The following is an 11,977-nucleotide window of genomic DNA, read 5'->3' on the forward strand; positions in this document are numbered from 1 at the left end:
GCGGCGAATGCCCGAAATCTGGATGTATGTTAGGGTACAGTTTTGATTTATTGGCACCATCCAGATCCCTGCCTTCGTAGGGATGACTGACTTACGCTAATCCTATCCTCGTTCAGTAGCTCAGCTGCTGAATGCCGGATCGAGGCTTCGCCTCTCAAGGACCCTATCTCTGTCTCTTTCCCTACGGCACATCGGTAATACAATTTATCCCTTAGTTGGGCCGCAAGGAAAGAGGACTCCTTGGTGATAGCAAAGTAGTGAAAGCTTGTCGGGTTTTTTGATTTTCCTTGCTGGCTTGATGCAGAAAACACTATCAGAACTCAGAAAAGTGTCTCCTTCGTTGGTCCCGCTTAGCGGGATTAGGGAAGGAACAAGGATGGGTCCTGTTAGGAGGGGTTACAATGGTTGTACCCCTTTGTTTATAAATCATAAATGTCATTTTGCGGCGAATGCTCGGAATCTGGATGTATGTTAGGTTTTAGCTTTGATTTATTGGTGCCATGGGGAGCTAAATCATGCTTTTGCAGATCCTTCGAGAGTGCTCTTAGGATGACTTGGTGAGTTCAGCCTCTCGCATCAAATATACACCTAAATCCCTGCCTTCGCAGGGTTGATATTATCGCCCAAACGAAATAACCTTAACCGGATCAGTATTGGCGGCGACGCGGGCCGGGAAGTATGAAGCTATTGCTGAAAGGAAAAGAGTCACAACAGTAGCAATCAAGAAGTCAATGAGGTGCGGTTCAACCGGAGCATAGCTCATGTAGTAATTTTCCTGAGAGAGAGGGATAAGTTGGAAGTTGGCTTGAAGGAACCAGAAAAGTAAAGATATACCAATCCCTATGATAAGACCGACTCCCGCGACCATTAAACCCTCCATCAAAAATATCCGGCGTATAATCTTGGATTTACTACCAATGGTTTTAAGCACACCGATATCGCGGGTACGTTCTAAAACCATCATCAAAATAGCTCCGATTAAATTAAAAGCTGCTACTATAATCATCCCGCTAATGACCAGAGGAATCATATTTTCCTGCAATTCAACCCAAGCAAAAATATTCCCGAATACATTATAAATGGTTTCATTGTAATAAGGGAAAACCACGGTTTCGCTAAGCTTTTCTTTGAACTGAAAGATCTCCTTGTCATCGTGCAAACGAAGTTCAATTCCACTGGCTTCTGTATCATGAAAACGGAAGAGTTTTTTGGCATGAGCCCGGTCGACCATAGCGAAAACATTGTCGAAGCGATCAATGCCAGTTTCATAAATTCCGGCAAGCCGGAATTGTTTAATCTCTGGTGAGTTGATTAGGGAAGGAACGCCTTCAATGGTATAAATGGTAATCACGGAACCAAGCTGAGCCTGAATTTCCCGACCCAGTTCGGCTCCTAGTACTATTCCGGGCATCCCGGTAGAATCACGTTCTAAGTTAAATTCACCTTTAGAAATATACTTGCCAACACCAAAGCTGGGTTTATCCAAATCTACTCCTTTTAGCACAGTGCCGGAGACCGCATCACGGGTTTGGATCATGACCTGCCCCTGAATAATGATCTGCTTGCTTTCAATCTCGGGATACCGGTCGAGGTAGCTATATAAAGTATCTACCCGCTGAATGGGTTTATCGGTGAAGGTGGTAACCGTGATATGAGGCGCAAAGTCCATGATCTTACCATTGATGGTAGACTTAAAGCCATGCACAACAGAAAGAGCAATTAACAATCCGGCCGATCCAACTGCGATCCCGGCTATGGACATATACTTAATAAAGGAGAGAAAGCCTGAACTCTTACGGGAACCCTTGAAATACCGAAGCGCGAGATACCATTCAAATTTCATGGGTTCCTTATTAGTTATTCGTTACTGATTAGTGAATGAGTCAACATAGTACTTTCATAGAATATTGTGGGCGTATTCACTGACATCGAGTAACGAATATGCCATTAACGAAAACAATCTTGGTCATTGAGATTTGGAATTTGGAGCTTAAAATCACTCCGGTTTCATTTGTGGGAAGAAAAGTACATCGCGAATAGAATCCGAATTCGTCATAATCATAGCGAGTCGATCGATCCCAATACCAATTCCAGCCGTTGGTGGCATTCCATATTCTAGTGCGCGGATGAAGTCCTCATCAATGGTCATAGCTTCATCATCGCCGCCTGCTCTGAGTTTGGCTTGCTCTTCCAGTCTTTCACGCTGATCGATAGGATCGTTAAGCTCGGTGTAAGCATTGGCAATTTCTTTTCCGTTGCAGATGGCTTCGAAGCGTTCTACTAATCCTTCTTTGGATCGGTGCTTCTTAGTCAGTGGACTCATTTCCAGAGGATAGTCCGTAATGAAAGTAGGCTGAATGAGTTTCCCTTCAACATACTCTCCAAAAATTTCGTCGATGATTTTTCCAGCTCCAAATGAATCTTCAAGTTCAATATGCAGCTCTTTAGCAACGGATTTGAGTTCTTCCAAATCCTTGCCGTAGAGATCATATCCGGTTTCTTTTTCAATAGCTTCGAAAAGAGGAATGCGAGGCCAGGGAGTTTTGAAATCAATTTCGTTTTCTCCGACCTGAACTTTAGTTGAGCCATGTAATTCGAGAGCAATGTTTTGAAGCATGTTCTCAGTGAATTCCATCATCCAGTTGTAGTCTTTGTAAGCTACATATAACTCAACCTGCGTAAATTCTGGATTGTGAAAGCGGGAGAGTCCTTCATTTCTAAAGTCTTTTGAGAACTCATAAACGCCATCATAACCACCTACAATCAATCGCTTTAGGTAAAGTTCGTTAGCAATACGGAGATATAAATCCATATCCAGCGCGTTGTGGTGCGTCACAAATGGTTTTGCTGCAGCTCCTCCATAAACAGGCTGAAGGATAGGGGTCTCAACTTCCAGGTAACCACGCTCGTTCATGGTATTCCGCATTACCTGAACCATTTTTGTTCGCTGCTGGAAGGTTTCACGAACTTCGGGATTCACAATTAAATCCACGTAACGCATGCGGTAACGCTGTTCCTTATCGGTGAAGGCATCATGCACTACCGTTTCGCCATCTTCATTTTCCACTTCTTTGGGTGTAGGAATAGGGCGAATGGTTTTGGAAAGGAAATGAAATTCCTGAGCGTGAATGGTCGTTTCGCCAGTGCCTGTTTTAAAAACAAATCCGGTGATGCCGACGATATCACCAATATCCACCAGCTTCTTAAATACTTTATTGTAAAGATCGGTGCCAAGTTCTTCAGTAGCTACATCATCCCGTCGGATATATACCTGGATGGTGCCTTCAGAATCCTGGAGGTTGAAGAAAGAGGCTTTCCCCATAATACGGCGAGTCATTACACGCCCGGCAACCGTTACAATTTCTGAATCAGGGTTGGTTTCTTCATCTCTGATCAGTTTATCCTCATTATCCAAAATGTGTTTTGATGTATGAGTAACCTCGAAAGAATATGGATAAGGATTCACTCCTAAATCATGGAGTTCATCAAGCTTTTCTCTGCGAATTTCTTCCTGTTCAGATAGGGATAATTCCTGTTCAGACATGTACGATCTACTAAAATTTGGTTGGAAATTATTTTAAGCCTTAAAAATACCGAAATCCCTTGAGAATTGTGAGCATTAACTATATAAAAAGGAATCAGGTGGGAATACTATCACTTTATCGGAAATATAGGTACTTGTACCTAGATAAAATGAGTAACACTACTCATGAATTTAAGTGAATATGTAGATAGATTGATTTTAACTTTAATGTGAAAGTGATAAATCATCTATTAAACAACTTAATTAGAGTTTTCTAAGTAGTTGGATGAAAGAAAACTTTTAGATTAATGAGTAACATTTTCACGCTTTAGGATGAATCTAAGTCCTTGGGTAACTATAAAATTCTAGCAACAGAAAGGGTATAAATTATGAATAGAAAACACATTTTAAGGATGTGTGCGTTGGCAATTCTTGTCTCACTCAGTACACAGTTCGCACAGGCTCAAATGGCAATTGGGATTAAAGCAGGTTCAACAGGTTTTGGAGGAGAAGTCACAAGATCAATGTCCGAGAAATTTAATGTGCGAATTTCAGGCACATTTTTCAATTATCAAACAAATGGCGTGTATGCCGATCAAGAGCCTAGTATCGCTTATGATGTTGAAGGCGCCATGACTTCTATAGGGATAATTGCCGACTTCTTTCCGGCAAGAAGAGGCTTCAAATTATCAGCGGGGCTTTTCTATCACGACTTCTTAATTGATGGAGGAGCGAGCCCAAATGAAGACTATGAATTTAATGATCAGAAGACATTTAGCCGCGACAAATTAGGCTCATTGACTGGATCAGTTGATTATGAGTCAAAATTGGTGCCATATGCAGGTATTGGAGTAGGTAATCCCGTTGCTCCGGGAAGTAAGATTAAGCTGAACTTTAATATTGGTGCTATGTATACAAACTCACCCAGAGTTACTATGGAGGGAGAGGGTTTGATTGGCCCAACAGCAAATCAGGGACAAGATTTCGAAGATGGAATGCAAGACTTTAAGTTTTATCCGGTAATTAATCTCGGTCTCAGCTTCCGCCTTCAATAGATATTATTAAAGCCAAAAATTTTTAAGAACATAAATAACACGATTATGAAACCAATAAAACAAAAATTAGGTGTACTGCTTATACTACTTACTGGATTTGGGGTGGCAAGCTGTGATTTTAGTGGCTTAAGCAATGCAGTAGACGACTTTAAAGTTGTGGTAGGGTTAGACCCTATTAATACTTCTTCTGCGGTATTATTAACAGATGCAGCTACCGGTGAACTAATAACTGCAAATGTAGAAGTAATATTTGAGGGAGAAAATGGCGACGATGTAATAGACATTTATAGTGACCCTATTAGTGAAAAAGAAGTGAGTAGTGGTATTCTTACTTTTGGAATTTCTAATAACGTGGTACCCACTGAAGAATCACCTGTTAGTGTAAGAATACGATTGCGAGCAGACGGTTACCTGTCCACTACTAAAACTGCTAGATTAACCACAGAGGGAACCAATGAGTTTTCCTTTAAAATGATCAGAGCTAATAATAAACCTGAAGGAATTACTACTACCTCAAGTACAGCAGGTCGATCAGGTTCTAGTGGAGCAGTAGAAGAGGAATTTGTAGTTGAGGCCAATTCAGATGATGGGGATGATGCCGGGGTGTCTATCTCAGTTGCGCAGGGAACGGTATTCCGGGATGCAAACGGGAATGCTTTAACCGGACGACTTACGACTGAAATGAGTTATTTTAACCCCAACAAAGCGGGAGCAATGCTCTCATTACCGGTTGAACTGGAAGATGAGGAGGGGAGCTTGTTGATTTCAGCTGGTGCCAGTACCATTTCAATCCGGGATGCAAACGGCAACCTTGCTGCATCCTCTGCAGCAGCTCCTGCAAAAGGAGTACAGGGAAAGGCCATGGTTGGAGGAACTTCCTATACTGTAGCGGTAACCCCGGGATTTATCAATCCTAATACGAATGCCGCTGTTGCAGTTGGTGATGAAGTATCGGTAATACTTTATGACTCAAACAATAATTACATAACTAGTGTGCCAAGCACTATAACAGAACTTGCGGGCGGGAGACTTGGAGTAAATGTAGAATCGGAAAGAGTACCGGGGATTCTTCTTCTTTCATTCAAAATAGTAACCTCTGCTAGGTGCAACAGGGCACTATTAAGTTTAACCCGAAACGGGGATGAAGGCAGTGTAAATATGAGTGTGTTTGGGGCAGGTTATGGGGCAGAATTTGTCGTACCAGCTAATACTACCAATTATACAGCTGCAGTAAACATTTTATCAAAGTCTTTTAATTACAGATTACAGGCCTCCAGTGGCGTGGTGGAAGGAACCCATAACTTCTGCGAGGGTCCATTGGATGTATCGTTACCTGGTTTTGATGCAAATGCTAACGTTATTGATGCCACGGTAAATGTAAATCTGTCGTGCCAAAATAGTGATGAAACAGTAAGCGTAACAGATATTCCCGGAGCTTCTGTTGCCTATCGCAAGCAAAATGCTGTACAAGGTACTCCATGGAAAATTGCTTCTTCCCTGAACTGGAACTTCGACGAAGCTAGCAATAGCCTGACAGGTGGTAGTTTCGATGTTAAAGGGGTAGAACAAGGTGAGTTTTATACCTTCAAAATTGTATATGAAGGCGAAACATTTACAAGGGATGTGGAAATTACAGGCACAACGGTCAGCTATACCGAAATTATTGACAGCGGTATTTGCCAGTAATCGTATTTCCGATTTCTTACCACGATTAATCAATGAAAACCCGACTAAAATCTAGTCGGGTTTTTTTATGCACTTATTTTACCCAAATTGGATTTAGTTATACCCTTTACTCAAGCTTAGCGACAGAAAAAGTATTTACCATCGATTTTATGACTATTTTCCCAACTGAAGGTATCATTGCCAAATTATATTGAGGGACTAAACAGCAATACTACATGATTAGGTGGTTTTTCTGGCTAAATCATTTTTAACTTTTTATACTATAGATGCTTTGATAGCTTTAGGAATACTGTCGAACCTACCTTAAGGTACTTTCTTCGGGATCACAGAAAACATAAAAAACATACTCGTCAATGCAGATCAATAAACTTTTACTAGTCGTACTTGCTATAGGTGTGGCTGTTGCCGGTTGCGAAATACCGAAAAAGCCAGACTTTAGAACTTCTCAAAAAGTTGAAGCTCCGGTTCTCTACAACAAAACCTATCAATTTATGGGTGATTCTACTGCCTTGATTGATACAACATCAGGAGATTTGGATTCCCTCTTCACCGTAAATGGGACAAATAACTTCATTACAATCTCTAAAGAACAAGATTTTGAGTTTGGAGATCTGAACGATGCTGTCCCGGCAGTAAGTGTAGAGCCAACTGAATTTGAATCAGAGGTTGGGGAAATTGAGCTTACTGACTTCTCTTCGGGAGGAGGAGATTTAGGTTCTGCTAATATTGAGGAAGTTACCGGAAGTGATCCCAATCTGGTTCCTGCAGGAACACCTATCCCAGCTGGGAATAACTCTGCATCACCTGTAAGAATTGGAATTGGTGCCAACACCGATTTCTTTCAGAGTGCTACGATTAAAAGCGGAGCTATGGCGGTGCAACTCTCCAATACCCTAGGATTTGACTTTGAAACAGCGACCATTCAGGTTATAGATACTGTAACAAATACACCAATTGGCAGCGCTGCTGAATTTAGTGCAACTAATGGAAACCAGCTCCTCGATGATGCAACTGAAACAGCCTCAATCACTTTTTCTGAAGGAGATGAACTTAGGAATTTAGGTGTTGAGATTACGGTTTCCTGGCAAAATTTTTCTTTCCCGGCTGACCCACAGGCATTGACTGTAAATTCAGTTCAAGGTGAAAATTTAATTGTATCAGAAGTACAAGCCGCTCTGGATGAGCAGGATTTTACAACCACAAGTACAGCTACTTTTGGTGATGAGGAATTTGAATTTACAAGTCCGAATCATTTTGTACAGCTAGAAACAGGTAGAATCATTGTTGCTCCAGTTGAGAATGAAATGGAATTCCGAATTACAATGGAAATCGTTTTTACAGATATTCGGGAATGTCCGGCCTCATTAGTTGGAAATAATTTCGTTACTAATAACGACCCGTTAACCATTGATTACTCTGGAAACGAAAGAATCAGACGAGCAAATGGAGGGGTGTCTGGATTCTCACCAGAAGCTAACATTAGCCTTGCCGGTTGTAAACTTTATGCAACCAATAACGAAGTGGCTTACACCATCAGTGCTACCACGGAGAATACAAAAGATGCTGCTCCTGGTGACCAGGTTCGGGTAATCAACGAGACCCAGGCCATTTCTTCCAGTGTTGAGATAAGCAATCTTCAAATTCAGGAAGCTACCGGTATTGTAAAACAACAAATCGTACTTCTAAATGATGAAGATGCACAAGATGCTGATGATGATCTTGATCTTTTTAATGATAATGAAGCTGAACTGACAGAGATTGACGGTTTAAGTGATTTATCTTCTCAGTTGGATGGATTGAACTTCACAAACCCAAGACTTTCTATCAATTATACTTCTGATATTACCGTCCCTACTACTATTTACGGTGCTTTTGTAGGTATTAATGGGGAAGGAGAAGAGAGATTTCTCAGAGGATTAGCAGGTGAGGAATTTGAAGTGCAAGCTGGAGATCCAATTGATGGACTACAGATTCGAGGCACGGATTTACTCCCTGAGCAGATGATCAAATTTACCCTTGATACTCCTGAAACTCCCGGGGATAGTATTACTACTGAAATTGAGTTTAACAGAACGAATACCAGTGTTGTTAATTTCCTTAACAACCTGCCAAGTGAAATTAGATTTATCGGGAAAGCAGTTGTTAACGAAGATGAAGAAGAAGTTACTATTCTTAATAATCTGAACTTCACTCCAAAGATTGCGATTGACATCCCATTGGCATTCTCTACAGAGCAAGCGGCTACATTTACCGATACCACCAAGAACGATCTGGGGGATCTTCCATCAGAAGAAAAAGGGGATGAACTATTTATTGAAAACGGAAAACTGATTATTGAGTATACCAATGGTTTACCTCTTTCTGTGAATCTAAACATTACCTTCATGGATTCATTGAAACAAGAAATCACAAGTATCCCTCAAGGTGCTGATGATTTGGGGATTTTGGCTGCAGGTATTAATGATGATACCCGATTCGCGAATGACCCGACACCTGGGACGATCGAGATTTCGTTAACTAAAACCCAACTCGACGAACTGTATAAAACCAAGTTTTTGAAAGTAGCAGCTTCCCTTGTTACAACAGACAATTCTGGAAATGGTGAGGGCGACAATATTCGTATGCGAACCACTGACTTTATTACTCTTTCTTTGAGAGCTGAACTAAATATCGAATCTCAAGTTGGAGGAAACTAAAATGAATTTCACGGCTTACTTAAAAATCATGAAAAAAAGTATTTCTCTAATAATCCTATTATTAGCAGCCAGCACAGTGGTGTATGGGCAATCCAGGCATTACACTTCTCAATCTCTTGGTATGGGAAGTGGTGGTACAGCTTATGTAGATGGTTACCATGCTAATTTTGTAAATCCAGCTAACTTAATGTTAGATACCCATCGAAAAAACACTCAGGTGGGAATAGCAAATATAGGATTCAAAGCAGGTGGAAGTCTGGGTAACATCTCTGTTTACAATGAATACCTGACAAGCGGCCAGCTAATTACCGACGATGTTCGATCAAGCATGCTTGATTCTTGGTTTGGTAACAGCTCAGAAAATACAAGGGAAATCTCTACTACTTTTAGTATTTCTCCAATCGGGTTTTCACACCGTGGTTCTAACCAAGCTTTTAGTTTGGCTTCCAGGGTAAGAATTACTGAAGATATTTCTGTTAGTAAAGGTCTCGCTGAACTTTATTTCTATGGTTTAGATTCGGATAAATTTTCTACTCCAACGCCCATAGATTTTAGTTCTAACACAGTAGCTTTTGCTGAAGTATCTGTCGGCTATGCAAGGCATATTGATTTTATTGAAATCCCTGACCTGTTATTTGCCAAGGATATCGAGCTTTTTGTAGGTGTCGCTCCTAAATATTTATATGGTATTTACACCGCAAATTTAGATTTCAATTCTGATCTTCTGATTAACAATGGAAGCGATGGATCTAACTTCAGAATCAATCACCGATTCGATTACAGCCTCCAAACAATAGGAGAGCTATCTCGCCAGCTTCAGGCTTACAGCACGGCTTATCAACAAAACAGTGATGCTGATTTTGGTGATTACGTAGATGTTGGGGATGCAGCTAGTAATGACTTAGGGTCGGCTCAGGCTACCGGATTTGGGTTAGACTTGGGAGCTACTGTCCAGATGGATATTTCTTCAGTTCCTATTCCATTATTTATGGATAAGAAGAAGACTTTGAGAATTTCTATGTCATTAACAGATTTAGGAAAACTTAACTACGATAATGACGCTTCCAGTGTCCAAGCAGTAACTGATGAGTTTACTTATGAAGGTGTAGGTAACGACGACGATGTCAATACCTTCTTTGACAACCTTTCTGATAGTTTACAAAGTGATGTATATGGTAATTTTAACGCTGTAGGAACCAATGGGATCAACTACAACCTGCCATCTATGTTCAACTTTGGAGCTTCTCTGGAAATGGGTAAACTGCTCCTCGCGCTGGATTATGGAAAGGGATTTAACAATAATGGTATCAACTCTGACAGAAGTGTATTGAGCCTTGGAGCACAGTATAAGCTGTTAGGTTTTATTCCTATTCGTGTAGGGACCCGAATGGGAGGTTATTCATCAGTAGCTTATTCAGCAGGTATTGGGCTTGACTTTAGCTTCCTTGAATTTACCGTTGGTGCATCTAATGTTGCTAACTCAGAAGCTTATGGTTCAGCAGCTGGTGTAGCCTGGAGTGGATTACTACTTCGCTTCTAGATAGTATTATACTTTACTGAATTAAATAGTTTAAAAGCTCGTTTTAGGCGATGAATTAATTTCATGCTTATGACGAGCTTTGCTATTTATGAACTTATCGGTTTTATCCTGGCTTTACCTCTTAGCTATGGGATGGCATATTTTGCTCGGAAGTATTCTAGGGATACGTATAAAGACGAACTCCACAGACTTTACTCTGCAGTATGGAATGGAGAAGAAGAAGACGAACTGAATGCATGGCTGAAAGTGAAACAGATTTTTCTGGATAAAAAAGCCCCGAAAAAGAAGAAATACATTCAGAAAAGAATCAACGAGCTGAATAAGCAGAACCTCTACAGCAATACCTTAGTTGATGAGAAAGGAAGATTAAAGGTGTCGGAAAGGTCAGAACCGATTAAGTGAAATCTCTTTTGGTATTGCTGACCCCTTGAGAATATAATCAGTCAATGCTTTTCCTAAATAAGCACTATACAGTAGACCTTTTGAACCCAGGGCGGTAAAGATAAACATGTGTTCATGATCAGGATGTCTTCCCAAAATGGGTTTCTTATTAGGACTTGAAGCTCGAACTCCTGCCCACTGATCTACAAGGGTCGCGTGTTCAAATAATGAAGGATATACTCCACTCAACCTGTTAGTCAAATAATCCAACCCTTCATTGTCAGGGTTTGTGTGATTGTAGTTGTGCTCGTAAGTACTTCCAGCGACAAAACGTGACTTTGATTTTGAGGCGATGTAACCAAGGGCTGAAATAGAGTATTTAAAATCTTTGGTCTTTGGAGACTCAAAAACAGCTACCTGACCTTTGATAGGATGGATTGGCAGATATTCCCAGTAGGGAGAATTCTTAGTTTCTGAACCTGAAGCACAAATGATGTTTTTTGCCTGAAGGTTTTCCGAATCTGTTAATCTGATTTCATACTCTTCACGTTTTTCGGAAATGGAATAATCAAGATTGGTAAAGATTTTTAATCCCTCCTCAGATAATCTCTGGGCTTTTGCTTTAAGGTAAGCCTCAACAACAACAGTGAGCCCGTGTGGGAGCCACATAGCGCCTTCAACGCAATGAATTTCAGGATTAAGCTCGTTCACTTCGATTTTATCCAGCCAGCTACACCAGCCTTCCGACCACTTACTCTTTTGAACATTCTCATGCATACGAGTAGCCATTTTATCATCCTGTGCAGGTCGAAGGACGCCCGTTTTATCAAACAACCGAATATCGGTGCCCGACTGTACTTCTTTTAAGTCCTCGTAAATCTCGGTGTAGCAATCTTCAGCACGCCACGACTTTTTTCCATACCGTCCTGTGGCGGGATTCACGAGCCCAAGTGGGGTTCCTGAAGCGCCTGAGGCAATGTCACCCACATCAATAAGGCAGACCGTTGCACCGCTTTCAATTAAACTTTTACTGACGGCGAGACCTGCAAGGCCAGCACCTAATACACAAAAATCAAAGTGGTTAGAGTTGTTCAAC

Annotated in this window: 8 protein-coding genes; 5 read left to right on the forward strand and 3 right to left on the reverse strand. The window is 41.0% G+C overall.

The window, feature by feature from the left end; all coding sequences use genetic code 11:
• Nucleotides 1–616: 616 nt before the first annotated feature.
• Nucleotides 617–1,843 (reverse strand): ABC transporter permease, encoded by a 1,227-nt coding sequence (locus CL667_00420; GenBank protein MAL16145.1) that lies wholly within the window; start codon nucleotides 1,841–1,843, stop codon nucleotides 617–619.
• 153 nt (nucleotides 1,844–1,996) lie between these two features.
• Nucleotides 1,997–3,544, reverse strand: a complete 1,548-nt coding sequence (gene lysS, locus CL667_00425; protein ID MAL16146.1) for a lysine--tRNA ligase — start codon at nucleotides 3,542–3,544, stop codon at nucleotides 1,997–1,999.
• A 392-nt stretch (nucleotides 3,545–3,936) separates the two neighbouring features.
• On the opposite strand from lysS, the gene CL667_00430 reads away from it, so the two are divergent.
• The 5 genes from CL667_00430 (at nucleotide 3,937) to CL667_00450 (ending at nucleotide 10,902) form a co-directional block, all read left to right on the forward strand.
• Nucleotides 3,937–4,578, forward strand: a complete 642-nt coding sequence (locus CL667_00430; protein MAL16147.1) for a hypothetical protein — start codon at nucleotides 3,937–3,939, stop codon at nucleotides 4,576–4,578.
• A 45-nt stretch (nucleotides 4,579–4,623) separates the two neighbouring features.
• The gene (locus CL667_00435; protein ID MAL16148.1) at nucleotides 4,624–6,264 is read left to right on the forward strand and encodes a hypothetical protein; all 1,641 of its coding nucleotides are present in this window, start codon (nucleotides 4,624–4,626) and stop codon (nucleotides 6,262–6,264) included.
• A gap of 353 nt (nucleotides 6,265–6,617) precedes the next feature.
• Nucleotides 6,618–8,960 carry a hypothetical protein gene (locus CL667_00440; GenBank protein ID MAL16149.1) on the forward strand — a complete coding sequence of 781 codons (2,343 nt, stop codon included), beginning with the start codon at nucleotides 6,618–6,620 and terminating at the stop codon, nucleotides 8,958–8,960.
• Between the two features lies 1 nt (nucleotide 8,961).
• Nucleotides 8,962–10,500: a hypothetical protein gene (locus CL667_00445; protein MAL16150.1), complete on the forward strand. Its 1,539-nt coding sequence runs from the start codon at nucleotides 8,962–8,964 to the stop codon at nucleotides 10,498–10,500.
• A 69-nt stretch (nucleotides 10,501–10,569) separates the two neighbouring features.
• Complete coding sequence (locus CL667_00450; protein MAL16151.1) at nucleotides 10,570–10,902, forward strand: hypothetical protein; 333 nt, start codon at nucleotides 10,570–10,572, stop codon at nucleotides 10,900–10,902.
• Here CL667_00450 and CL667_00455 read toward each other — a convergent pair.
• On the reverse strand, nucleotides 10,885–11,976 hold the full coding sequence (locus tag CL667_00455; protein MAL16152.1) for a hypothetical protein: 1,092 nt from the start codon (nucleotides 11,974–11,976) through the stop codon (nucleotides 10,885–10,887). The two genes, CL667_00450 and CL667_00455, sit on opposite strands and share 18 nt — an antisense overlap.
• Nucleotide 11,977 lies beyond the last annotated feature (1 nt).

It is taken from the genome of Balneola sp., assembly GCA_002694685.1.
Classification (GTDB): domain Bacteria; phylum Bacteroidota; class Rhodothermia; order Balneolales; family Balneolaceae; genus Gracilimonas.

Coding starts and splice junctions, on each gene's coding strand:
- CL667_00430 (MAL16147.1), top strand. CDS start 3,937: ATGTGTGCGTTGGCAATTCTTGTCTCACTCAGTACACAGTTCGCACAG.
- CL667_00435 (MAL16148.1), top strand. CDS start 4,624: ATGAAACCAATAAAACAAAAATTAGGTGTACTGCTTATACTACTTACT.
- CL667_00440 (MAL16149.1), top strand. CDS start 6,618: ATGCAGATCAATAAACTTTTACTAGTCGTACTTGCTATAGGTGTGGCT.
- CL667_00450 (MAL16151.1), top strand. CDS start 10,570: ATGACGAGCTTTGCTATTTATGAACTTATCGGTTTTATCCTGGCTTTA.
- lysS (MAL16146.1), bottom strand. CDS start 3,544: ATGTCTGAACAGGAATTATCCCTATCTGAACAGGAAGAAATTCGCAGA.
- CL667_00445 (MAL16150.1), top strand. CDS start 8,962: ATGAATTTCACGGCTTACTTAAAAATCATGAAAAAAAGTATTTCTCTA.
- CL667_00420 (MAL16145.1), bottom strand. CDS start 1,843: ATGAAATTTGAATGGTATCTCGCGCTTCGGTATTTCAAGGGTTCCCGT.